This window comes from Microbispora sp. H13382 (assembly GCF_014161445.1).
In the GTDB taxonomy this organism is placed as follows: domain Bacteria; phylum Actinomycetota; class Actinomycetes; order Streptosporangiales; family Streptosporangiaceae; genus Microbispora.
In genome coordinates, this window is sequence record NZ_JABBXA010000002.1 from 394,927 (window position 1) to 418,256 (window position 23,330).

A 23,330-nucleotide genomic window follows, 5' to 3' on the forward strand; every position below is an offset into this window, starting at 1 on the left:
GCTCACTCCGGCTCGTTCGCGGCGGTCCCGCCCACGGTGAAGGGCGTGCTGACCCCCTCGTACATGAGGTGGGCGACGAGACCTTCGGTCGCGTGCGGCAGGTTGTGGCAGTGGTCCATCCAGATGCCGGGGTTGTCGGCGACGAAGGCGATCTCGTACGTCTCGCCGGCGCCGACCTCGAGCGAGTCCACCCACCACGGGCTGCCCGTCGCCCGCACGCCGTCCCGGCTCAGCACCACGGCGTGGTGGCCGTGCAGGTGCATCGGGTGCGGCTCGCCGCTGTCGTTGACGATGCGCACCCGCACCACGTCGCCCTCGGCGACCATGAACATCGGCACGTCGGGGAACATGTGGCCGTTGATCGTCCACCAGACCCCCGGACGTCCGTCGAGGAAGCCGGGGCGGCGCCCGATCTCGTAGTCGAACCGCCGGTCGGGCCGGTCCGCGTCGAGCCCCAGCGGGGCCGGCGTGCCGTAGGAGAGCAGGTCGAGCGCGATCGCGGGCCGGGGGACGGCGGGCGCGTCGTACGACCGTGAACCGAGCACCACACCGGTCGGGCCGCCGACGTGGACCCGCACCGGCGAGCCGTCCCCGGGCATGGTCACCTCGATGTCGGCGCGGCCGCCCGCCGTGACCAGTACGGCGGTGTCCCGCACGGGTGCGGGTTCGTGCAGGTCGGTGCCGTCGACGGCGGCGAGCCGGAACGGGGCTCCGCCGACCCACACGGGCGTCTGGCCGTTCTCCGTGTTGATCACCCGCACCCGCACCCGCTCGCCGGGCCGGGCTTCGGTGCGCACGTCGCCCTCCCGCCCGTTGATCGTGCGGGCTCCGTCGTAGAGGTGCATCAGCGCCACGACGTCGACGGCGCCGGCGGGCGGGCGCGCCGGGGCGACCACCAGGGCGCCCAGGAGGCCGCGGCGTACCTGCTCGTGGGAGACCTGGTGGGAGTGGTACCAGAAGGTGCCTGCCTGGCCGGCGACGAAGCGGTAGGTGAACGACCCGCCCACACGGACCGCGTCCTGGGTGACACCGGCGACGCCGTCGGCGGCGCCCGGCACGTCGACGCCGTGCCAGTGCAGCGTGACGCCGTCCGGCACCGACTCGTTGACCAGGCGGACCTGCACCAACTGCCCGATGGTCGCGTGGATGACGGGGCCGGGCGAGGTGCCGTTCAGGGTGTAGCCGTCCACCGAGCGGCCGGTGGGCAGCCGGAACCGCTGCTTGCGGGCGACGAGAGTGATGGCGACGTCGGCCTCGCGGTCCGGGTCGGCGGTCAACGACGTCAGGCTGCGCGCCGGTGTGCCGTGCCCGGTGTGTCCGGCGCTGTGTCCGGCGCTGTGTCCGGCGCTGTGTCCGGCGCTGTGGCCTGAGTGCTGCGAGTGTTGTGAGTGCTCCGCGTGCTCTGAAGTGCCGGCCACGTGGGTCAGGGCGCCGCCGTAGTCGGCGTACCCCATGTCCATGACGGAGTACGCACCCGGCATGAGGCTGGCCTGCCAGAGCCAGGCAAGCGGGCCGAGCAGGGCGATGGTCGCGGCGCCCGCCAGGGCGAGGCGCAGGCGGGTGCCGCGACGGCGAGTCCTGTCCATCGAATCGACGTCAGACGACGGTCTCGACGCGGGCGCCCGGCCGGTCCGGGTCGCTCACCTCCGCGTTCGCCGCCCCGCGCCCGCGGCGTGCGGCGTGGACGGCCGCGCTGAACAGCAGCAGCGCGTTCAGGCCGTGCAGTGCGCCCAAAGCGGGAATCTGGTGGCCGAGGAGACCGAGGGAGACCTGGACCACGACGAGCAGGACCACGAGGGCGGCCCCCTTGACCGCCCCGGGGATTTTGGCGAAGAACGAGGAGATCAGCAGGAGCAGCGCGATCACAGGGATGACCATCATCCCGTTCACGCCGTGGACCACGAAGGCGAAGAACTCGGGGAACTGGATCCCCCCGCTCTCCGCGGTCGCCTTGTCGATCACGCCGCCCTGCTCGACGTACTTGAACAGGCCTGCGTCGCCGAGGACGACCATCATCGCCTGCACGGCGACCTCGGCGGCGACGAGTGAGGCCAGGACCTTGTAGACCACTTTCATGACGCTCTTCCCATCCAGGACCTGAAGGCCCTTCCGCGTCCGGGCCCTGCGGTCCTCTCCTGTGTCGGCCGGCGTACGTCTCCGTACGCCGGCCCTTACACAGGGGAAGTTAGGAGCGCCTCCATGGCGGTCGCTTAACGACGACTTCGCCGGCTCTTGGCGCCGCGCGAAGCCGCAGGAAAGCGCAGGCCGGCGAGGTCACGGTTCGCCCTGGGGCTCCAGCTGGCCGCGCCACGGGGGGATGTCGGGGGCGGCCTCCCGACGGCGCGGGGCGAACGCCTCCGCCATGGCCCGGAACGTCGGGCACGGCCAGCGCCACATGCAGCTCCGGCACCGCAGGATCGGGTTGGCCGGGTCGCTCGAGATGCCGCCCGCGTCCCTGGGCTGGTGCAGGTCGAGCAGCCGGATGCCGAGCTCGGAGAAGCTCAGCAGCTCCTCGCGGGCCTCCGCGAGGAAGTCGAGGTCCTCGGTCGCCAGGCGGGCGCTGACCGGGACGTACCCCTCGCGGTTGACCAGGCCGCGCAGCGGCTCGGCCGCCTCGCGCCACGACGAGGCCTTCTCGGTGCGCACCTGGATGGTCTCCAGATGCTCGCGCAGCACGCGGCGCTGGGGATCCTCGGGTATCTCAGTGTTCATCTGCTCTCGGGCCCGCTGTGCTCGGCGCCCGCCCTCCTTTGCGAAGTGACGACCAAGACGCGGAGGTTCCGGGCCCTCCATCCGGCGACGCCGGTGTCGCATAGCGTCAAGCTTCGCGCACTCACCGTTTGCATGGGGCCGGAATCGGGGACAAAGGGCGGACGACTCTTCGACGAATCCGATGGAGCGTGACCCGAGGCCGGGACGACGCTAGTGTGCGCCTCGTGGAGCTCAAAGTCGCGACGCAATCCCACGCCGGTCAGGCCGTCATGGCCGTCTTCGGCGAAATCGACCTATATACCGCGCCCCGGCTGCAGGGGGAGTTCACCCGCCTGCTGGAGACCGGGCCGGACCGGGTGGTCATCGACATGTCCGGAGTGGAGTTCTGCGACTCCACCGGCATGAACGTGCTGCTGTCGGCGCTCAAGCGGCTGCGCGAGCGGGGCGGCACGCTGGAGGTGGCGGCGCCGAGACCGGCGGTACGCAAGATTCTGCAGGTCACCGGGCTGGACTCGGTGTTCACCGTGCACGACACGGTGCCCGCCGATCTGCTCACGGCCGAGCACCAGGGCTAGGCGCATGGGGGAAATGGCACTGCCCGAGCCGGACACCGCGGTGGTGATCCCGGCGAAGGACGAGGCCGACCGGATCGGCGCCACCGTGACCGCCGCCCTGAAGCTGCCCGGCGTGGATCTCGTGGTCGTGGTCGACGACGGCTCGTCCGACGAGACCGGCCGGGTGGCCAGGGCGGCGGGCGCCCGGGTCGTACGGCACAGCCGCAACCGGGGCAAGGCCGCGGCGATGGAGAGCGGGGCCGAGGCCGTGCGCCTCCTCGACGAGGAGCATCCCCGGCACCTGCTGTTCCTCGACGCCGACCTGGGTGAGACCGCGGCGGCGGCCCTCCCGTTGATTACGCCGGTGCGTGACGGCGAGGCCGACATGACCGTCGCGGCGTTCACGACCAGGGTCAAGCTCGGCGGGCACGGCATGGTCGTACGGCTGGCCCGTGACGGCATCAAGCGGCTCACCGGCTGGGAGGCCACCCAGCCGCTCAACGGGCAGCGGTGTCTCACCCGGGCCGCGTTCGAGGCGGGCCGGCCGCTCGCGCACGGTTTCGGCGTCGAGACCGGCCTGACCGTCGACCTGCTGAGGAAGGGTTTCCGGGTGGTCGAGGTCGAGGTCGAGATGTCGCACCGGGCGACCGGCACCGACTGGCGCTCCCAGTTGCACAGGGCCCGGCAGTTGCGCGACGTCGGCCTGGCCCTCGCCGCCCGCGAGCCCGCCGTGGGCCAGGCACGCTCCGCCCTCCGCCCGCCGCGCCGCTGAGCCGCTGAGCCGCTGAGTGCGCGGAGCCGTTGATTCGTTGATTCGTTGATTCGTTGATTCGGGCCGTTGAGCCGGGCCGCTGAGCCGCGCCGTCGAGCCGCGCCGTTGAGCCGGGCCGCTGAGCCGCTGCGGCGGCGCGCGCCCGGCAGGCCGGGACCGGTGACTTCGCCGGCGTCGCGGGCCGATGTGGTGGAATTCTCGAGTGGATTCTCGGGGGCGCGCGCGGACCGCCGCCCGGCTGGCCCCGGCCGCCGGCGGCCTGTCGATCCTCCTGACGATCACGATCGGCGCCCTCGGGCCGTCCGCGATGGTGCCCGGACTCCCTGGGCGGCCGTGGCAGCCTCCCTACTCCCTCGGCCTCGCGCCGGGCGGCCACCTCGTCGTCGCCCTGGCCGCCGCGGCGCTCGTGCTCGGCGCGCTCGGCCTGGCCGCCGGCCTCGCGTACCCCGGCCGGATGCCGCGGGCGCGCACGCTGGTCGTCGCCGGGTGCGCCGCCGCCGCGGTCCTCGCGTTCCTGCCGCCCTCCGGGTCGGCCGACCACCTCAACTACGCGGCGTACGGCCGGATGGCGGCCCTCGGCTACGACCCGTACGTGACCGTGCCCGCCGACCTGCCCGCCGATCCCGTCGTCGGCCGGGTGGAGGAGTGGACCAGGACGCCCAGCGTGTACGGTCCGGTCGCGACGGCTGTGCAGGCGCTGGCGAGCCACGCGGGAGGCGAGTCGGTCCGGCTGACGGTCTTCGTGATGGCCCTGGTCAACGCCGCCGCGTTCGTCGCCACCGGCCTGCTGCTCCACCGGGCCGCCGCCGGCGATCCCGTACGGCAGCGCCGCGCGGCCCTGCTGTGGACGGCCAACCCGCTGGTCGTCTACGAGCTCGTGGCCGGGATGCACCTCGACACCGTGGCCATCGCGTTCGTCGTGGCCGGGCTGGCCGCCCGCCGGGGCGTGCCGCTCGGCCTGGGCGTCGCGGTCAAGGCCACCGTGGGCGTGGTGGCGCTGGGCACGGCGTGGGAGCTGCGCAGGAGCCCCCGGCGGCTCGCCCTGGTCGCCGGGCTGGCGACGCTGACCGTGCTCGTGGCGTACCTGCTGGCCGGGCCCCACGCGCTCGACCAGCTGCTGAACGCCAGCAAGTCGGTCTCGCTCGCCACGCCGTGGAAGCTCGCGCAGAGGGCGCTGCAGGCGCTGTTCGGTCCCGGGGCCTACCGGGCGTGGATCCAGGCCGGGTCGCTGCTCCTGCTGGCCGCGCTCGCCGTCCTCCTGGTGCGGGGACGCCCGGCCGCGGACCGTGAGGGGCCGGCGGTCGCCCTCGCCGTCGCCGTGGCCTGGCTGTTCGCCACGCCGTACGCGCTGCCGTGGTACGACGGGCTGGGGTTCGCGCTGCTGGCCCTGGTCGCCTGGCCGGGCCTGGAGGCGTTCCTGGTCGCCCGGCTCGCCGTGCTCTCGCTGGCCTACCTGCCCGCGCGCCAGGCGGATCAGCCGCACGACCTGGGGTGGCTCGTCGACGTGGTCAGGGCCTGGGTGGCGCCTTCGCTTCTGCTGGCGCTGACGATCGCGCTGTTGTGGTGGGCGGCGCGGTCTGCAGCGCGCGTACGGACGCCGCGAGCGCCAGCGGCACCGCGACCGTCAGGGCCATCGCCGGGATCGCGATCCCCGAGTCGTTGATCAGGAACCCGGCGAACGCCGCGGTCAGCGCGCCGATCAGCCCGGCCCGCAACTCCGGGACCCGTTCGTACGCCAGGCTGAGCGCGGCGGCGCCCCACCGCGACGGCCGGGCCAGCACGAGGAACAGGAACGCCAGCGCGACCAGCGACAGCAGCGTCAGCGGCAGGTTGCCCAGCGTGTGGAGCATCGCCCCGAGCTTGCGCCCGACGACCGAACCACCCTCGCCGGAGACGAGTTGCTGGACGAAGGCCCCCAGGTGGGTACGCCGGTCGGCGGGCCGCAGCCAGTCGAGCACCGCGATCACCGCGATGAGCACGACCCCCGCCGCGGCGATCAGCCCGAGCCGGAGGACCGACACCCGCCCGCCCGCGGCCATCAGCACGCACACCGCCACGCCCAGGACGAACGACGGCACCCCGCCGAAGTCCGCGCCCCACGTCGGCCAGCCGTCCCCCGCGATCGCGAGCAGGCCGTACGCCGTGCAGACGGCCACGGCGAGCCTCGGCCGACCGCGCAGCGCGTGGGCGACGGCCGCCAGGAGCAGGATCGTGCCCGTCGAGTAGACGGCGAAGGCCATGTTGCCGAAGCCGTAGAACCGGCCGCCGGTCACGGGCTCGTACCCGGCCACCGCGTTCACCTGCAGCCGCGAGCCCGTCACCACGTCGGCGAGGAGCGCGAGCGAGCTGACCCCGGCGACCACGGCCGGCGGGCCCAGCACGTGGCGGCGCCACGGCCCGGCGTACGCGAGCCCCGTCACCAGGGCGGCGAAGGCCAGGATCGTGCCGAGCAGGGCGGGCATCGGGTGCGCGAAGGCCCACCACGGCACGAGCTGCGCCAGGAAGATCGACACCGGGAGGGCGCCGCTGACCGTCGCCACCACCCGCGTGGTGGTGAGCATCCGCCGGTGACGCCTGACCACGACCGCGGCCAGGGCGTAGAAGAGCAACTGCGCGGCGACCAGCGTGATGAAGAAGGGCTCCCTGACCTCCCTGAGCATCTGGCTCGCCAGGTCGGCGTCGGCGAGCTCGCGGGCCGCCTCGGCCACGGGCGGCGCCGCGCCGTCGCCCGACCACGGCCTGCCGACCGCGCCCTCGGGCGTGGGGACGCCGAGCAGGTGGGTGACCGTCGACGTGACATCGGTGATAGTGACCAGTGCCCGCTGCCGGGTCGATGCGGCGGTCAGCCACCCGTGCCCGTACGGCCCGCCCGCGGCGATCGCGACGTGCAGGTGGGCGGTGGAGCCCTCGCCGCGGCCGGGGGAGTCGGACAGCCCCGCCACGAGCACGGCCGAGCCGGCGGGCATCTTGGCGAGCACCTCCGCGACGGTCCGGTCGGCCGCGCTCACGGCCTCCCGGCGCGCCTGCCCGTCGGTTTCGGCGCCGGTGATCCCCGCCGCCTCGGCGACGACGAGGGCGTACGGCGTGAAGTCCGGCAGTGCGGCGGGGGTCGCGGCGTACGTCGCGACCCTGCCGGAGGAGTCGGCGGCGGCCAGGGCCGCCCCCGGGCCGATGGCCGCGATCCGTCCCCCGGCGGCGGTCACGGCGTCGGCGAGGAGCCCGAGCCGGGCCTTGAAGGGGCCGGCCCGCTGCACGGCGACCAGTTCGGACCAGTCCGGGATCGTCGCCGTGCCGCCGGCGGCGCCGACGGGTCCGGGGAGGGGCGCGCAGCCCGGGCCCGGAGCCCCCGCCCGCTGGCCCGCGGACACCGTGAGCCATCCGGCGGCCGGGCAGGTCACCGGCAGCCCCTCTGGGGGGACGGCCCTCGTGGACAGCGACCCGCTGGAGCCGCGGCCGGCCAGATCCCACAGCGCGGGGGTCCGCCGCGGGTCGAGGTCGTCCCAGCGGAGCCCGGGCACCCCGATCAGCACGACCCGGCCCGTCACGGCGGCGGCCCGTCCCGACGCCGACGCGGGAGCGGCGGGCAGGACGAGGGCCGCGACGAGGAGCATCAGCAGCGACGCGAAGAGCCCCGCAAGCGCACCACGCCGGGCGGGCCGGTTCGCCGGGCCGGCCGGAGGCGGTGCTGAACCAGGTGGCACTGTTCCGCGCTCCTCATGATCGACGACGGTGCGGCCGCGGTCCTCCACGGTAACCTGCCTAATCATGACGACTGGCCGGATCGCCGGGGCCCGCCGGCCCGCCTGGGCGTGGGCGCTCGCCCTCGTGGCGGTGGCCGCCGCGGCCGCGCCGCTCATCGCCTACTGGCTGACCAATCCGGAGGACCAGCGTCTGGTGGACCTGGACGTCTACCGTACGGGCGGCTGGGCGCTGCTGCGGGGCCTGCCCGTCTACGACGTGATCACGCCGGCTCCCCAGTTGCTGCCGTTCACCTACCCGCCGGTGGCCGCCATGCTGGCGGTGCCGCTCGCCCTGATGTCGTGGCCGGTCGCGCAGTGGGTGTGGACGGCCGCCATCGTCGCCGTCCTCGCCGTGACCGTCCGGCACGCCTTCCGGGCCTTCCTGGACGGTGTACGCGGCGCCCTGGCCGCGCCGCTGCTGTTCGCCGTGCTGTGCGCCGCGTGCACGTATCTCATGCCGATCAGGGACCAGTTCAGGTTCGGCCAGGTGGATCTGTTCCTCCTGGCGTTGTGCCTGCTCGACTGCGTGGCGCGCAGGCCGTGGTGGCCACGGGGGATGCTGATCGGCCTCGCGACCGCCGTGAAGCTCACCCCCGGCGTGTTCCTCGTCTACCTGGCGTTCACCGCGTTCCCGCCCCGGGAGGGCGGCACTGCAGAGCGCAGGGCCTTCCTCATGGCGGTGTTCACGGCGGCCCTGCTCACGCTGCTGCCGTTCCTGGTGATCTTCGACGACGCCCGGGACTTCTGGTTCGGGGCGCTGCTCGACTCCGAGCGGCTGGGCGCCAACGCCGCCACCACCAACCAGTCGCTGCGCGGCATGCTGCTCAGGCTCTACCTGCCTGACTGGCTGACCTCGGTCGTCTGGCTCGCCGCCGTCGCCGCGATCGGCTGGTACGGCTTCCGCCGCGCCCGCCGGGCACACCTGGACGGCGACGTGACGACCGCGGTGGCGCTCACCGGGCTGATGGCGGTGCTGCTGTCGCCGGTGGCCTGGATCCACCACATCGCCTGGGTCGTGGTCGTGCTCGCGGCCCTCGCGGGGTCGGGGCGCGATCCGGTCCGGCTGCTGGTCGCGGCGGGCGTGTGGCTGTACTACGTGCTGCCCATCCCGTGGTGGGGAGTGGCGCTCAAGGCGCTGGAGATCCCCGTGCTCAGCCCGGTCGCGGGGAAGATCGTGCAGAACGCGTTCGGGCTCGGCGCGATCGGCCTGGTCTGGCTCCTCGGCTCCTGGTTGCCGCGACGGCGGGCCGCTGTCGCCGTTCCCGCTGCGGCGACTTGACCGACTCATTACGCTCGGTGCCGTGCTGGTTACCGTTGTGGAGATGGCCGGTGTCCTGGCGGGTGCGACCGGCGTGGCCGTCGGCCTGATCGCGCTGCGCGCCGCCCGCCGCAGTGTGCGGGAGTGCCTGGACGTCCTCGCCAGGCGGGCCGCCGTCGAGGGACAGGTGGACAGCAGGGCGATCCGCGACGTGGCGTTGTACCGGTACGACGCGCTCGACGAGATGACCGGCAGGCTGTCGTTCTCGGTCGCGCTCATCAACGGCTTCGGCGACGGGATCGTGCTGACGTCGATCAACGGACGCACCGAGACCCGCACGTACGCCCGTGCCGTACGCGGAGGGAAGGGAGTGCAGCCGCTGTCGCCGGAGGAGGAGCACGCCGTGTGGGCCGCCAGACTCGGCATCGGGCCCGAGGCCGAGCCGCATCGTGTCCCCCGCTGACGCGCAGCGTCCCCCGCTGACGCACCCGCGTCCCCCGCTGAGGCACCAGGTCTCAGGTCTCCCGCTGAGGCACCGCGTCCCCCGCTGACGCACCGTGTCTCCCGCTGACGCACCGGGTCCCCGCTGACCAGCGCCGACGCGGGCCGTCCACAGGGCAAGCGGGATCGTACGGTTTTCCACAGAGGGCGTTTCCGCATGCTCGCCACACGAACCTGCGGATACCCTTGAGGGCATGTCGAAGCTCGCGTACCTGGGGCCTCAGGGCACCTTCTGTGAGGCGGCCCTGCGACTCCTGGAGCCGGACGCCGAGCGCCTGCCCTGCGCCAACGTCGGAGCCGCGCTCGACGCCGCCCGCGACGGTGAGGCGGACGGCGCGGTCGTCCCGCTGGAGAACTCGGTGGAGGGGGCGATCACGCAGACCCTCGACGAGCTGGCCGGGGGCAGGCCGCTCCACATCACCGGCGAGTGGCTGCTTCCGGTCGAGTTCTCCCTGCTGGTGCGGCCCGGCACCGAGCTGGGGCAGATCAAGCGGGTCATCACCCACCCGGCGGCCCACACGCAGTGCCGTGGGTACATCGAGCGTGAGCTGCCCGGCGCCGTGGTGATCGCGGCGTCGTCGACGGCCGCCGCCGCCCAGGAGGTCGCCTCTCCCGAGTCTCCGTACGACGCGGCGATCAGCCCGGCCATCGCCGGGGAGTACTACGCGCTGGACGCGATCGCCTCGAACATCGGCGACCGCTCCGACACCGTCACCCGGTTCATCAAGGTGAACCGTCCGGGGCGGCTGTCCGAGCCCACCGGAGCAGACCGCACCTCGCTCGTGGCCTTCCTCCGCGACGACCACCCGGGCGCGCTGCTGGAGATGCTGAGCGAGTTCGCGGTCCGCGGGGTCAACCTGACCCGCATCGAGTCGCGTCCCACCGGGGACGGCATCGGCCGCTACTTCTTCCACTTCGATCTCGAGGGCCACATCGCCGACGCCCGCGTCGGGGAGGCCGTCGCCGGCCTGCACCGGCTCTGCGACGAGGTGCGCTTCCTCGGCAGCTATCCGCGCGCCGACCGGGTTCTCACGCAGATCAAGGAGGGTACGGCGGACGCGGCCTTCGCCGAGGCCGCCGACTGGCTCGCGAAGATCCGCGCCGGTCGCGCTTGACGGGCGGAAGCCACACCGGCTCCGGTAGCCTTTGAGCCGTGATTGACCTGCGAACCCTTCGTGAGGACCCTGACCGGCTCCGGGCGTCGCAGCGCGTCCGCGGCGAGGACGATTCGGTCGTGGAGACCCTGCTGTCGCTCGACGAGCGCCGCCGTGCCGCGCTCAACAACTTCGAGTCGCTGCGCGCCGAGCAGAAGAGCATCGGCAAGTCGGTGTCCCGCGCGTCCGGGGACGAGCGCCAGGCGCTGCTCGACCGCGCGAAGGAACTGGCCGCGCAGGTGAAGGCGGCCGAGGCCGAGGCCGCCGCGCTGGCGAGTGAGCTCGACGAGCTGCTGATCACCGTGCCGAACATCGTCGAGGCGGGCGCGCCCGCCGGCGGCGAGGACGACTACGTGGTGCTGGAGGAGGTCGGCGAGAAGCCGGTCTTCGACTTCGAGCCCCGCGACCACGTCGAGCTGGGCGAGCTGCTCGGCGCGATCGACACCGAGCGCGGGGCCAAGGTCTCCGGCGCCCGGTTCTTCTTCCTCAAGGGCGTCGGCGCGCGGCTCCAGCTCGGGCTGCTGAACATGGCGATCCAGCAGGCCGTCGAGGCCGGCTTCACGCCGATGATCACGCCCGTGCTGGTCAAGCCCGAGGCGATGGCGGGCACCGGCTTCCTCGGCGCCCACGCGAGCGAGGTCTACCGGCTGGAGGCCGACGATCTCTACCTGGTCGGCACCAGCGAGGTGCCGCTCGCGGCCTACCACTCCGACGAGATCCTCGACCGGGCGTCGCTGCCGCTGCGGTACGCCGGATGGTCGTCCTGCTTCCGCCGCGAGGCCGGGTCGTACGGCAAGGACACCCGGGGGATCATCCGGGTGCACCAGTTCGACAAGGTGGAGATGTTCTCCTACTGCCGTCCCGAGGACGCCCACGAGGAGCACCTGCGGCTCCTGGCCTGGGAGAAGGAGATGCTCGAGAAGGTCGAGGTCCCCTACCGCGTGATCGACGTGGCGGGCGGCGACCTCGGCTCGTCGGCGGCGCGCAAGTACGACTGCGAGGCCTGGGTGCCCACGCAGGGCCGCTACCGTGAGCTCACCTCCACCTCCAACTGCACCGACTTCCAGGCCCGTCGCCTGAAGGTGCGCTTCCGGGACGAGGACGGCAGGCCGCAGCACGTGGCCACCCTCAACGGCACGCTCGCGACCACCCGCTGGATCGTGGCGATCCTGGAGAACCACCAGCAGGCCGACGGCTCGGTGGTCGTGCCCAAGGCGCTGCGGCCGTACGTGGGGCTCGACGTCCTGGAGCCGCTGTCTCGTTAGCGGACTGCCCACGAGGGACCTCCGGCGTGGCGGGCGACCGCCAGGTCCGGAGGTCTTCGTGTCTCATCGTGAGAAAGTCCCGGCTGCTGGGATTCGCGCGGGGCGCCGACCGGCCCTGGTGACGGAAAGTGCGGCCGAGGGCCCCAGAGAGTGCGAAAGCCGCCCTTGGCGGCAGGGGCGTCAGGTGTGATGTAAATCTCTCAGTTCGGACGCGATTTGCGCGCGGAGAAGGCCGCGCGAGTGAAACTTTCACGCGCGAAGGCTTTCGGTTGTCCGGCCGGCATCGGCCCCGCCGCTCGCGGCCGGCCGGGCCCGGCTCTCCTCCGGTGCGACCTCGCGTCAGGCTCCGGGGCCCGGCGGTCCCGCTCCGCCCGGCATGAGCGCCCCCGGGCATGCGAAAGGCGGGGCTCGCCAGGCGAGCCCCGCCTTCGTCACGTCAGGTCAGAGGCCGCGGACGTTCGAAGCCTGCGGACCCTTCGGACCGGCGATGACCTCGAACTCGACCCGCTGGCCGTCCTCCAGGTTGCGGTAGCCGCTGCCCGTGATCGCGGAGAAGTGCACGAACACGTCGGGCTCGCCGCCGTCCGGTGCGATGAAGCCGAAGCCCTTCTCAGCGTTGAACCACTTGACGGTTCCCTGAGCCATTACTGCTCTCCCTAAGGAAGTGAATCTTGGGGACCACACCTCGTGGACCCCGGGTGTGTCGCACAGCTCCCCGGGTGGCTCATACAGTCAAACTGGTTTTCGCTACGGGAACAGCTAATACAACGCCTTCACATCTAACACTATGTAGCCCGTTGGTGTTCCACGTCTGGGGGAGATTTCTCGCCCGGGGGGTGGCCGAGGACATGCCATGGCGTATCTCGGTGCACACTGGAACCTGTCATGACCTGCCCCCGCCTCGTCGCCACAGACCTCGACGGCACAGCTCTGCGCACCGACGGCACGATCTCTCCTCGTACGGCCGCCGCCTTCGCCCAGGTGGAGGAGGCGGGCGGCACCCTCGTCTTCGTCACCGGGCGGCCGCCGCGGTGGATGCACACCGTCGCGGGAGCCGTACGGCACCGCGGGCTCGCGATCTGCGCGAACGGCGCGCTCGTGTACGACCTCCACACCGAGGAGATCGTCGAGTCGCACCTGATCGCGGCCGACATCCTCGAGGAGTGCGTCGCCCGCCTGCGGCGGCATGTGCCGGATCTCACGTTCTCCGTCGAGTACGAGGGGGGCTTCGCGCACGAGGCCGACTACCCGCTGGGCGGGTGGGACGCCCGGGAGCTGTCCTTCGGCCGGGAGCTGGCGATCTCGGCGCTGACGGCCCGGCCGTGCGCCAAGCTGCTCGCGCAGCATCCCTCGATGGACCCCGACGAGTTGCACCGCGGGGTGGTGGAGATCGTCGGTGACATCGTGACCCCGACCCACTCCAGCGGGCGGGCGCTGATCGAGATGAGCGCGCACGGTGTGACGAAGGCCACGGCGCTGGCCACGCTGGCCGAGGAGCGGGGGATCAAGCCCGCAGAGGTGGTCGCGTTCGGCGACATGCCGAACGACCTGCCGATGCTGACCTGGGCCGGCACCTCGTACGCGGTGGCGAACGCCCACCCCGACGTGCTGGCCGCCGTCGATCACGTGACGGCGGCCAACAACGACGACGGTGTGGCGGTCGTGCTCGAGACCCTGTTCTGAGTCAGCGGGTACCGGGGGGTCTAGAGGTAGGGGCCGCCCGCGCGGTGGCCCTGGTCGTCCTGAACGGCCTGGCCCATGCCGCCGGGGAGTGCGCGGCGCATCTGCTCCAGTTGCGCCCGGGCGGCCATCTGCTGGGCGAACAGCGTGGTCTGGATGCCGTGGAACAGGCCCTCCAGCCAGCCGACGAGCTGGGCGTGCGCGACCCTCAGCTCCGCGTCACTGGGCGCGGTGCCGCTCTCGTCGCTGAACGGCAGGGACAACCGTTCCAGCTCTTCGACCAGTTCGGGCGCCAGGCCCTCCTCGAGCTCCTTTATGGAGCTCTGGTGGATGTCCTTGAGCCGCTTGCGGCTGGCCTCGTCGAGAGGAGCCGCCCGCACCTCCTCCAACAGCTGGCGGATCATGCTGCCGATCCGCATCACCTTGGCGGGCTGCTCCACCAGGTCGGCGACGGACCGCTCCTCGTGCTCGCCCTTACCGTTGCCGCCGGAGACCGAAAGGCCCTGCGGCCCCACGACCACGATCTGCGGCGTGCTCTCGTCTGCGTTCATCGATCGCTTACAACTCCTGATTCGCTCCGCTGGGGCACACCGTGCCAGGTCGTGCCTGCCGAACCATGGCCCTGCCGTGCGACGGGGCGGCGTCGTCAGGCACTCCCGACCCGATCCAACCTAACTCACCTGACCAGCAGGAGTTTGCCGACGTGTTCCCCTTCTTCGAGCGCCTGGTGGGCGCGGGCGGCCTGGTCGAGGGGGATCCGCTCGTGCACCACGGGCCGTACGGACCCGGCCGCGACCAGCGGCCAGACGTTGTCGACGACGCCGCGGCAGATCACGCCCTTGTCGTCGGCCGACCGGCTGCGCAGGGCGGTCGCGTGGACCGCCGCCCGCTTGGCGAGCAGCATGCCGAGGTCGAGCTCGCCCTTCGTGCCGCCCTGCATGCCGATGACGACCAGCCGTCCGCCGGTGGCGAGGGCGCGGAGGTTCCCCGGCAGATACTTCGCGCCGATGATGTCGAGGATGACGTCGGCCCGGCCCTCGAACCGCTCGGCGAAGTCCTCCTCGCGGTAGTTCACGGCTTCGTCCGCGCCCAGCTCGCGGCACCGCTCGATCTTCTCCGGCGAGCCCGCCGTCACGAGCACGCGGGAGCCGTACGCCTTGGCGAGCTGGATGGCCATGGTGCCGATGCCGCTCGCGCCGCCGTGGACGAGCAGGGTCTCGCCCTTCCTCAGGCGGGCGGTCATGAACACGTTCGACCACACCGTGCAGGCGACCTCGGGGAGGCCGGCGGCCTCGTCCAGCGCGATCCCCTCCGGCACCGGCATCACCTGCTGCCAGGGGACCGCCACCCGTTCGGCGTATCCGCCGCCGGCGAGCAGGGCGCAGACCCGGTCGCCCGGCGCGAGGTGCGGGACGCTCTCACCGACCTCTATGATCACTCCGGAGCACTCCAGCCCGGGAATCTCGGAGGCGCCGGGCGGCGGCGGGTAGAAGCCGCGGCGCTGGAGCAGGTCCGCCCGGTTGACGGCCGACGCGGCGACGTCGATGACCACCTCACCTGCGGCGGGACGCGGGTCGGGCACTTCCTGCCAGGCCAAAACCTCAGGTCCACCGGGTTCGGAAATCACTATCGCACGCATGTGACCTAAAGTAGCGTGGCGGAGAACTCGGCAGTTGCCCGTATTCACCGGGTTACGTGGCGCTAATCTGCAATGTGTTTGCTACCCCATTAGCCCAGCCCGAGGGGGTACACGGTGGCGAGACATGATCGTGAGGATCCCCATTCTCTCGAGGACCAGCTCGCGTGGCTCGACGCGATCAAGGAGATGCCCGACGAGGTGGAGATAGCGGTCAGCGCGGTCACCTCCGCCACCCTCGCCGCTCCACCGCCGCCGCCCGCCGACCCCGAACCCGCGTCCCCGTACCCCGCCGACCCCTGGAGCCTCGTCCCGGCCGAGCCCGCCTCCGGCGGGCTGCTTCGCGGCGCCGCAGACAGCGCGACCGGCTCCGCGTACGGCGCCCTGTCGCGGGAGGACGCGGAGACCTTCGAGACCTCGGAGGCCGCCGAGGCGTCCGCCACCAGTCCTATCCGGGAGTCCACCTTCGGCGGCTATTCGGGCAGTTTTGGGTACGAAAGTGGCGAAAAGTCCGGATTTGGGGCTGTGTACGGCTCCGAATCGGGCTACGGCGAGACGGCCTTCGGTGACAGCGGTTTCCGTGACGCCGGCCTAAGTGATTCGGGCTTCGGCGACACGGCCTTCGTGACCAGGCCCGAGCTCCCGTCCTCGGAGGAGAGCGAGGACGCGCCGGCCGCTTCGGACGAGTCCGGGGAGGGCACCGCATTCGGTTCGGAGGCGTCCAGGCAGGGCACCGCCCTGGGTGAGCCACAGGAGGCGTCCGCCACGTCCACCGGGCCCGTCAGCGCTCCGTCGTTCGAAACCTCCTACGGCTCGGCGTCCGAGTCGTCCTACGAGCCGGGATCCGAGTCGTCCTACGGACAGGCGCCGGATCGATCGGCCGGGTCGTCCTTCGCGACGTCATTCGGTCCGTCTTTCGACGCGAAACCGGAGCCCCAGGAGGCGACGGCGGAGTCGCCGAGCGTCGACCAGGAGTCGGACGACGACGGCCACCCCACTCCGCCGCCGGGCGGTTCCTCGTCCTTCACCACCCCCCTGTTCGGCGAACAGGGCTTCGGCGGCGGCGTCATCCCCGGTTCCCCCGCGGACACCGACTCCTACAACGTCAGGGCCTTCTCCGGCAGCGAGTCCGTCACGCCCTACGCCCCACCGGCCTCCGGCGAGCCGTCCTCGTCGCAGGAGCCTCTGCGGGGTTGGCTGGAGCCGGCCGTACCCGTGCCGCCCGCACAGCAGGAACGCGCCGCCGAGCCGGAGGAGCCTCCCGCGCGGCCCTTCGGCCCTGCGCGGGCCGAGACCGCGCCTGAATTCACGGACGGCCGTTTCACCGGCTCGCTGCGGGAGGACCTGGCCGCCGAGGAGCGGAAGCCGTACGAGCCTGGTCCTGTCGCGGCGCCCGCGCCTACGCCCGCGCCGCCACCCGCTCCTACGCCCGCGCCCGAGCGTGCGCCTGAGCGTGCGCCGGCGCCGAGCCCCGCACCCGAGCAGGCGCCCTCGATGGAACGGGACGCGGTGGAACGGGACGCGGTGGCGGAGCGGGAGGCGTACCAGACCGCGCGCCGCCCGGCTCCTCCCGCCTCCGCCTTCAGCTCGCCGGCGCGTACGACAGGGTCGAAGGCGGCAGGGTCCAAGCCGACCGCCGACAGCCTCGACCCGGTCACTTTGCTGAGGGGGCGGAGGAACACTCCCGCAACGGGCTGGCGGCGGCTGGTCTACAAGGCGTCGGCCGGACTGATCAAGCCGGGCGAGGCCCCGGAGGTGCGGCGACGCCGTGAACTCGTGCAGCGCGCCCGCACGCCCGTCGCCACCGGCCACCATCGGGTCGCCGTGCTCAGCCTCAAGGGCGGCGTGGGCAAGACCACGACGACAGTCGGTCTCGGCGCCACGCTCGCGCAGGTGCGCGGCGACCGCGTCATCGCCGTCGACGCCAACCCCGACCGTGGAACGCTCTCCGACAAGGTCGAGCTGGAGACGGCGGCCACCGTACGCGACCTGCTGAACGAGCGCGCGCAGATCAAGCGGTACGTCGACATCCGGGCTTTCACGTCGCAGACGCCCTCGCGGCTGGAGATCCTGGCGTCGGACCGCGACCCGTCGGTGTCGGAGGCGTTCAGCGCCAAGGATTACCACGCGGTGGCGCAGGTGCTGGAGAACTTCTACTCCATCTGCATCACCGACTGCGGCACCGGTCTCCTGCACTCCGCCATGTCGGGCGTGCTCGGCATGGCCGACCAGATCGTGCTGGTCAGTTCGCCGTCCGTGGACGGCGCCCGCGCGGCCTCGGCCACGCTGGACTGGCTGGAGGCGCACCACTACGGCGACCTCGTCCGGGCCGCCACCGTGGTGCTGTGCAGCGTACGGCCCCGGTCGAAGTCCACAGTGGACCTCGACAAGCTGGAGGCTCACTTCGCCGCCCGCTGCCGCACCGTGGTCCGCGTGCCGTACGACCCCCACCTGGAAGAGGGGGCGGAGATCGACCTGGACCGGCTCCAGCAGACGACCCGGGACGCCTACCTCCGCCTGGCCGCCTCCGTGGGCGACGGCTTCGCCGGTCCGCAGGCGCTGTCCGAGCGTAGGTTCTCCGAGATTCCGGACCACCTGTAGGCGGCTGGAAGGGCGGGATGATCTCTTTCGTGGTCGCGGTCACGTGCCCGCGAGTGAGAGGCTAGGCTGCTGCGTGGCGCCCTCCAGCCGGTGAGGCGCCGGGGAGAGCTCGCCTAGTGGACGATGGCGGCGGTCTTGAAAACCGCTAGGCCGGGTGACCGGTCTCGTGGGTTCGAATCCCACGCTCTCCGCTCTGTGATGTCGCAGGACATCGGAAACCCTCGAACCTACGGGTTCGGGGGTTTCTTTGTGTACTGGGGTTGGTAGTCGCGGGTGGGGTTGGTGATCAGCTCGCGGAGCAGTTCTCCGGTGATGGTGGCGACGACCCGGATGTGGAGATCGTCGACGAGCAGGATGACGTGGGTTCGGGCGTGGGTTCGTCCGATGCCGATGTGGTGGAGCCGGTCGCCGATCCGCAGGGTGACGACGCCGGTGTGGTCGACGCGGTCGTGTCGGACGCGGGTGTGGGTGTCGCCGTCGCGGCTGCCGGCCGGTTGGGCCTTGGGCCGGGTGTTGTAGGCCGCGGCGGGCGTGGCGCGGTGGGGCAACGATCGGTGGGGGCGGTGGTGGTTGTAGACGTCGACGAAGCAGTCGATGAGGGTCTGTAAGTCGCTGATGGTGGCGGGCTGGTCGGGCTGGGCGCGCAGCCACTTCTTCATCGTCTGCTGGAAGCGTTCGACTTTTCCGCAGGTGGTGGGGTGGTTGGGGGTGGAGTTCTTCTGGGTGACGTGCAGGCGGCGCAGTTCGTGTTCGAAGGCGTTGCGGCCGCTGCGGCCGCCGGCCAGGCGGGTGGTGAACACCATGCCGTTGTCGGTGAGGGTGGAGGCGGGCACGCCGTGGGCGGCCACCGCGTGGCGGAAGGTGTCGCGCACGATCGGGCCGGTTACACGGGGGTGGGCGGTCACCGACAGGGCGTAGCGGGAGTGGTCGTCCAGCCAGGTGAGGATCTCGGCGTCGGTGCCGTCGGCCAGGCGGTAGTGGGTGAAGTCGGCTTGCCAGGTCTCGTTCGGCTGCTCGGCTTGGAAGCGAATGTAGGACGATCGTGGTCGCTTGTTCGGCTCGGGGACACCCAGCCTTTGGAGACGCCGTAGGAGCGGGCGACCTCTGCTTGTGAGCGGCCCTCGACGACGACCGCCGTGATGATGAGTCTGGCCTTCGACACGGGCCGACTGTCGACCGCCCGCAGGTTCTAACTCTCTGTGCTTCCTATCTCCGGAGACATGCTCCGCCAGAGTTTCCTATGTCTCGGAGACAACACCCGTTTCCTATGTCCTGAACCAGAACACCACGCTCTCCGCTCGACCTCGTGAAACGGCGTCTGACCAGCGGATTCGCCCCGGTCGGACGCCGTTGATCGTTCCGGTCATGCGCAGCCGTACGCCACCCTGAGCAGCGCTCGGCCGCTGTCCTCGGGATATTCGCGGGATGGATCTCCGTATGTTTCCTGAGGTCGCGCTAACACGGGGTTGCGCGACTCACAGTTAGCTGAGCAATCGGACGGGCCGCGAAACGATCACAGGAACGTCCTCCTAACTGAGGGGTTCGATGTCGACACGCCTCGACGTGATGCCGGGCTCCAGGCCTGCGTCGATGCGCTCTTGTGAACCACTCCGACTTTCGTGGAGGCCCTGAAGCCAGCATCATCTGCTGGCGGAAGGGAGAATCACGTCACGATGCCAGCCCCGAGGAAGTACCCCCAAGAGCTTCGCGAGCGCGCGGTGCGCATGGTGTTTGAGGTCCGCCGGCAGACCGGCGGTGCCCCCGGCGCGATCGCCCGGGTGGCCGACCAGCTCGGCGTTCACCGCGAGGCATTGCGCGGGTGGGTGCGCCAGGCCGACCTCAACGCCTTGGCCGCCCGACTGAACAACCGCCCCCGAAAGTGCCTCGGCTACCGAACCCCGGCCCAATGCGTTCCTTGACTCTTTGAATCTAAGTTCACGTCGTAGCAGTAGCAGAGCATCGCCTCTCGGATCTCGCCGAAGAGGACGGAGTCCCGCTGGCAGCCCCGACCGCGAGCGAGGAGATCCCGGTAGAGCTTCGTGACCGTGGAGGGTCGAACCGCCTGGAGCCGCATCTTGCCGATGTGCGGCTTGATGTAGAGGCGAATGCTGATCCGGTAGTCCTCCAGCGTCCCCGGCTTGATCTCCATCGCGTGGTCCTCGATCCACATGTCGAGGTACTCGTCTACAGTGATCTCGTTCCGGTCGACGTACTCACCCCGCCGGGCGTTCTTGCGGGCCTCGTCACGGGCAGCCTTGGCCTCGTCCTCGATTGCGAACCCGCCGACCCATTTGGGCTTGCTCTCGCCAGTCTCAGGGTCCTTGACACGAATCACGTATGACCACGTGCTACCGCGCTTCATGACCCCGTCGCGCAGTTTAGGACTGCTCTTCTTGATCGGCCTGCTGGGAGACGCCGCCGCATCAGTGGGGGGTCCTGCCCCAGTTCGTCCGCGTTACCAGGCGCGCCCTGAAGAAGATCCAGTACAGGCCCCACCTCGTCGAGGATGCCTCCCACCGACCGATCTGGCAATAACGACAGGAACCGACATCACGAATGAAGATCAGCAGCTGGCCACGTTGCGGCGGCCGGTCGCGGCCAGCGCAGCATGCAACGCTCAGTCTGGTGGTAGACCGACGAAGTAGCCCACTCCACCCTATTCCGCAATAATCGGGGATTCTTGGATCATTCCGCCTTCTTCCGCCGTTTGGCTCACTATGGCACCATCAGCAGTGATCCCGGAGCCTTCTATCCGACCCCGGTTATCCGCGATCTGATCGACTTTTGCTGATCCAGTGGCCTTGACCGGGCTGGATCTGATCACCGCACCACGTTTCGCTTGTACGTCCACCTCGCTCTTTGCCGTTTGACCAGGCGCTACCTGGGGTGATTCCAAACGGTAAGCAATAACGGCTGTGACAGAAAGCAATGCCGCCGCGACCGCAAAGATCCACCAGCTCCATGAACTGGTGAGTATGTTGACTAACGCGCCGACAATGGCAGATAGAACTGACCCGGCAGCCGCCAAAGGGCCCGCCCGGAACCGACGACTCATGTCGACCTCCCTGAAGTATGGTGACTCTCTACATGCTAGAGCCGGGTGGTGCCATGCAGGAGAAGTTGTTCGTTGGCCGCCGTGCGGAGATTGCTGCTGCTGATGCCATGCTCGCGCCGGACTCGCCTATCCGGATCCTCAGCATCTACGGAACCTCGGGCATCGGCAAGACTCGCCTGCTCGCCGAGATTGGGGCGTACGCCGTCGACCAGTATCGATATCAGTACGACGCTATCGATCTAAGCGCTGGTGGCCAAGGAGCCAGACCAGATGGATTCGATCAAAGTCTCCTCGGCGATCTTGTCACTGTCCTGCTACGGCTCAGCCATACAAGCCAAAGCAAGCAGGCTGAGCGTCGCAAGCGATTCAACGCACATGTACGTGAGGCGTTAGACTCCCTCAAGTTGTCCTCAGGCGCGGTCCAGATTCACATGACCGCGACGCAAGGCGGGCGCATCGCCGAGTCGCCTATCTCCAACCGGTCCGGTCATCCAGCAGCGGACCTATACGTGGCCTACCGAACGACTCTCGTGAACGCTGCCATCGATGCCATCGCGGATCTGCCGTTTACTGACAGCCTTATCACACTCGATGGCATCGAGTGGCTCACTCGTCACGATGACATCCAAACCGGCAATCCGCGTGAAGGCTTGAAAGACTGGCTGACCCATAAGGTCCTTCCAGAAATCATGATTGCGCTTCCCGAGTTGCGGTTCATTCTCGCCGGCTGGGAGCGACTGCGACCTTCCGTAGCCATACAAGCTTTAACCGCAGAATTACAACTCAATCCCTGGAGTCCCGAGGAGACGACCGAGTACCTCAACAAGAGAGGGCTGGCCGACTCTAATTTGGCGACCACCGCTCACGCCATATGCGAGGGTACTCCCGCCTGGCTTGGCATGCTGGCTGATGCATGCCAGCTAAATGATCACAACATAACGGATTTGCAGTGGCTCAGCACGGTTGCGCACGACCGACCCGCTCACGAGTGGCTGTATGAAACACTTTTCAGTCGGCTGAGCCCGAAGCAACAAGAAGTCGTAAGAGCGGCGGCCGTTCTCCGCCACGTGACTCATGACGCTCTCCGTGGACTCCTAGCTCCCGAGAAGGTCGATAATAAGGATTTTGCCCAGCTTTGCCGTTACTCCTTTGTGCATCACACCCCAGCTAAGCACCACGCTCCACAGCGACGAGTGCACGATCTTGTGCGGGCAGCTGTGCTTGCCGACGGTCACCGAAGCCCTTCCCTTATCGCGCTCCATCAAGCTGCCGCGACGTGGCACGTATCCAACGGCGATTATCTAGAAGCGGCATACCATTATTTCGCTATCGGTGATCCAGCTGGTTTAGGTGTATGGGAAGAGTCTGTTGATCAGGCGCTCCAGGGTTTTGATTTGGCTACAGTTCAGAGCTTGCTTGAAACGGCCATAGCGCCGGAGACTGGGGGACGGGCACGGTTAGAGGCCACAGGCATGGCTCGTATCGTTGATCTGTACCAAGGGCGCCTGATCTATTTTATTGATAATCTCGATATGGCAGAGCCGCTCTTGACGTCTGCCCTCCGTGGATTTCGTTCCGTATCCGATCGTCCGCGTCAGGCAAAAGCCCATCGCTGGCTGGGGAGCTTATATCGCCTGCGGGGTGACTATGTCCGGGCTGAGCAGGAAATCGGCCAAGCGCTACTCCTATATCTGGAAATAGGTAACCGAGAAGGTGAGGCTGACGCTCGTAGCGGGCTCGGTGTCGTCTACCGTTTGCGCGGTGACTATTCTCGGGCTGAGCAAGAGTTCACGCAGGCGCTGACCATCTACCAGGGGATGGAAAATCGCGCGTCCGAGGCCTACGCACAGAGTGCCCTCGGGGTCGTTTACCGCTTGCGGGGCGACTATACGCGAGCAAGGGACAAGACCGCAGAAGCCCTACGCATCTACCAAGAAGTCGGCAATCGCAGGAGTGAGGCAGACGCCCACCGTGACCTTGGCATCATGTATCGCGAGCAAAAGGAATACAGGCAGGCTGATCACGAGGTTAGGCAGGCGTTAGCCATTTATCAAGAGGTCGGTAACCGCACGGGGGAGGCGGATGCCTACCGCGATTTGGGTATTGCGCATCGCGAGCAGGGAGATTACGTGCAGGCTGAGCGAGAGACGTCTCAGGCGTTGCACATCTATCGGGAGATCGGGAATCGGAGGGGCGAAGCATACTCGCATAGCGAGCTTGGTGTTGTGTACCGCCAGCGTGGTGATTACGCTCGGGCTGGAGAAGAGATCAGCCAGGCGTTGGTCATTTATCAAGAGACGGGTAACCGAGCGAGTGAGGCGGATGCCTACCGCGATTTGGGTATTGCGCATCGCGAGCAGGGAGATTACGTGCAGGCTGAGCGAGAGACGTCTCAGGCGTTG

The 23,330-nt window shown here is 69.9% G+C and carries 20 protein-coding genes, 1 tRNA gene and 1 pseudogene; 12 read left to right on the forward strand and 10 right to left on the reverse strand.

Annotation, left to right across the window (positions count from 1 at the left end):
• Window positions 1-2: 2 nt before the first annotated feature.
• The 3 genes from HHX41_RS05740 to HHX41_RS05750 form a co-directional block, all read right to left on the reverse strand.
• A complete protein-coding gene (locus tag HHX41_RS05740) occupies window positions 3-1,586 on the reverse strand; it encodes a multicopper oxidase family protein (protein ID WP_182905074.1) in 1,584 nt (527 codons plus the stop codon).
• Between the two features lie 10 nt (window positions 1,587-1,596).
• Window positions 1,597-2,076, reverse strand: coding sequence for a hypothetical protein (locus tag HHX41_RS05745; RefSeq protein WP_182905075.1), 480 nt, complete (start codon window positions 2,074-2,076; stop codon window positions 1,597-1,599).
• Between the two features lie 198 nt (window positions 2,077-2,274).
• Window positions 2,275-2,712, reverse strand: a complete 438-nt coding sequence (locus HHX41_RS05750) for a hypothetical protein (protein WP_249350321.1) — start codon at window positions 2,710-2,712, stop codon at window positions 2,275-2,277.
• 224 nt (window positions 2,713-2,936) lie between these two features.
• Here HHX41_RS05750 and HHX41_RS05755 point away from each other — a divergent pair, with 224 nt between their 5' ends.
• From HHX41_RS05755 to mptB, 3 genes and pseudogenes are all read left to right on the forward strand, one after another.
• A complete protein-coding gene (locus HHX41_RS05755; protein WP_169984010.1) occupies window positions 2,937-3,287 on the forward strand; it encodes an STAS domain-containing protein in 351 nt (116 codons plus the stop codon).
• A 4-nt stretch (window positions 3,288-3,291) separates the two neighbouring features.
• Window positions 3,292-4,038: a glycosyltransferase gene (locus HHX41_RS05760; protein ID WP_249350322.1), complete on the forward strand. Its 747-nt coding sequence runs from the start codon at window positions 3,292-3,294 to the stop codon at window positions 4,036-4,038.
• A 454-nt stretch (window positions 4,039-4,492) separates the two neighbouring features.
• A pseudogene (gene mptB / locus HHX41_RS42215) lies at window positions 4,493-4,975 on the forward strand (polyprenol phosphomannose-dependent alpha 1,6 mannosyltransferase MptB); the annotation flags it as partial.
• Window positions 4,976-5,546: 571 nt separating this feature from the next.
• Here the strand turns inward: mptB and HHX41_RS42220 are convergent.
• A complete protein-coding gene (locus HHX41_RS42220) occupies window positions 5,547-7,649 on the reverse strand; it encodes a hypothetical protein (RefSeq protein ID WP_396794067.1) in 2,103 nt (700 codons plus the stop codon).
• A 154-nt stretch (window positions 7,650-7,803) separates the two neighbouring features.
• Between HHX41_RS42220 and HHX41_RS05770 the strand changes: the two genes are divergently transcribed.
• The 4 genes from HHX41_RS05770 (at window position 7,804) to serS (ending at window position 11,956) form a co-directional block, all read left to right on the forward strand.
• A complete protein-coding gene (locus tag HHX41_RS05770; RefSeq protein WP_182905077.1) occupies window positions 7,804-9,057 on the forward strand; it encodes a glycosyltransferase 87 family protein in 1,254 nt (417 codons plus the stop codon).
• 22 nt (window positions 9,058-9,079) lie between these two features.
• Window positions 9,080-9,499, forward strand: a complete 420-nt coding sequence (locus tag HHX41_RS05775; protein WP_182905078.1) for a DUF4446 family protein — start codon at window positions 9,080-9,082, stop codon at window positions 9,497-9,499.
• A 232-nt stretch (window positions 9,500-9,731) separates the two neighbouring features.
• The gene (pheA, locus tag HHX41_RS05780) at window positions 9,732-10,652 is read left to right on the forward strand and encodes a prephenate dehydratase (RefSeq protein ID WP_169984014.1); all 921 of its coding nucleotides are present in this window, start codon (window positions 9,732-9,734) and stop codon (window positions 10,650-10,652) included.
• Between the two features lie 38 nt (window positions 10,653-10,690).
• Window positions 10,691-11,956 carry a serine--tRNA ligase gene (gene serS, locus HHX41_RS05785; protein ID WP_182905079.1) on the forward strand — a complete coding sequence of 422 codons (1,266 nt, stop codon included), beginning with the start codon at window positions 10,691-10,693 and terminating at the stop codon, window positions 11,954-11,956.
• A gap of 441 nt (window positions 11,957-12,397) precedes the next feature.
• On the opposite strand, the gene HHX41_RS05790 is transcribed toward serS, so the two are convergent.
• Window positions 12,398-12,601 (reverse strand): cold-shock protein, encoded by a 204-nt coding sequence (locus tag HHX41_RS05790; RefSeq protein WP_041952879.1) that lies wholly within the window; start codon window positions 12,599-12,601, stop codon window positions 12,398-12,400.
• Window positions 12,602-12,841: 240 nt separating this feature from the next.
• Here HHX41_RS05790 and HHX41_RS05795 point away from each other — a divergent pair, with 240 nt between their 5' ends.
• Window positions 12,842-13,639 carry an HAD family hydrolase gene (locus HHX41_RS05795; protein WP_182905080.1) on the forward strand — a complete coding sequence of 266 codons (798 nt, stop codon included), beginning with the start codon at window positions 12,842-12,844 and terminating at the stop codon, window positions 13,637-13,639.
• A gap of 20 nt (window positions 13,640-13,659) precedes the next feature.
• Here HHX41_RS05795 and HHX41_RS05800 read toward each other — a convergent pair whose 3' ends face one another.
• Together HHX41_RS05800 and HHX41_RS05805 are read right to left on the reverse strand one after the other, a co-directional pair.
• Window positions 13,660-14,187, reverse strand: coding sequence for a bacterial proteasome activator family protein (locus tag HHX41_RS05800; RefSeq protein ID WP_182905081.1), 528 nt, complete (start codon window positions 14,185-14,187; stop codon window positions 13,660-13,662).
• Between the two features lie 125 nt (window positions 14,188-14,312).
• The gene (locus tag HHX41_RS05805) at window positions 14,313-15,275 is read right to left on the reverse strand and encodes an NAD(P)H-quinone oxidoreductase (protein ID WP_169984018.1); all 963 of its coding nucleotides are present in this window, start codon (window positions 15,273-15,275) and stop codon (window positions 14,313-14,315) included.
• A gap of 114 nt (window positions 15,276-15,389) precedes the next feature.
• Between HHX41_RS05805 and HHX41_RS42225 the strand changes: the two genes are divergently transcribed.
• Window positions 15,390-17,873, forward strand: coding sequence for an AAA family ATPase (locus HHX41_RS42225; RefSeq protein WP_396794073.1), 2,484 nt, complete (start codon window positions 15,390-15,392; stop codon window positions 17,871-17,873).
• 102 nt (window positions 17,874-17,975) lie between these two features.
• Window positions 17,976-18,064: transfer RNA gene (locus HHX41_RS05815), tRNA-Ser, on the forward strand.
• Between the two features lie 36 nt (window positions 18,065-18,100).
• Here the strand turns inward: HHX41_RS05815 and HHX41_RS05820 are convergent.
• Window positions 18,101-19,105, reverse strand: a complete 1,005-nt coding sequence (locus tag HHX41_RS05820) for an integrase core domain-containing protein (RefSeq protein WP_220503826.1) — start codon at window positions 19,103-19,105, stop codon at window positions 18,101-18,103.
• A gap of 441 nt (window positions 19,106-19,546) precedes the next feature.
• On the opposite strand from HHX41_RS05820, the gene HHX41_RS05825 reads away from it, so the two are divergent.
• Window positions 19,547-19,792 (forward strand): transposase, encoded by a 246-nt coding sequence (locus tag HHX41_RS05825; RefSeq protein ID WP_182905082.1) that lies wholly within the window; start codon window positions 19,547-19,549, stop codon window positions 19,790-19,792.
• On the opposite strand, the gene HHX41_RS05830 is transcribed toward HHX41_RS05825, so the two are convergent.
• Both HHX41_RS05830 and HHX41_RS05835 read right to left on the reverse strand, forming a co-directional pair.
• Window positions 19,762-20,235: an Arm DNA-binding domain-containing protein gene (locus HHX41_RS05830; protein ID WP_182905083.1), complete on the reverse strand. Its 474-nt coding sequence runs from the start codon at window positions 20,233-20,235 to the stop codon at window positions 19,762-19,764. The genes HHX41_RS05825 and HHX41_RS05830 overlap by 31 nt on opposite strands.
• A gap of 294 nt (window positions 20,236-20,529) precedes the next feature.
• Window positions 20,530-20,928 (reverse strand): hypothetical protein, encoded by a 399-nt coding sequence (locus tag HHX41_RS05835; protein WP_182905084.1) that lies wholly within the window; start codon window positions 20,926-20,928, stop codon window positions 20,530-20,532.
• Window positions 20,929-20,981: 53 nt separating this feature from the next.
• Between HHX41_RS05835 and HHX41_RS05840 the strand changes: the two genes are divergently transcribed.
• Window positions 20,982-23,330 (forward strand): tetratricopeptide repeat protein (locus tag HHX41_RS05840; protein ID WP_182905085.1); only part of this gene is annotated, 2,349 nt, incomplete at its 3' end.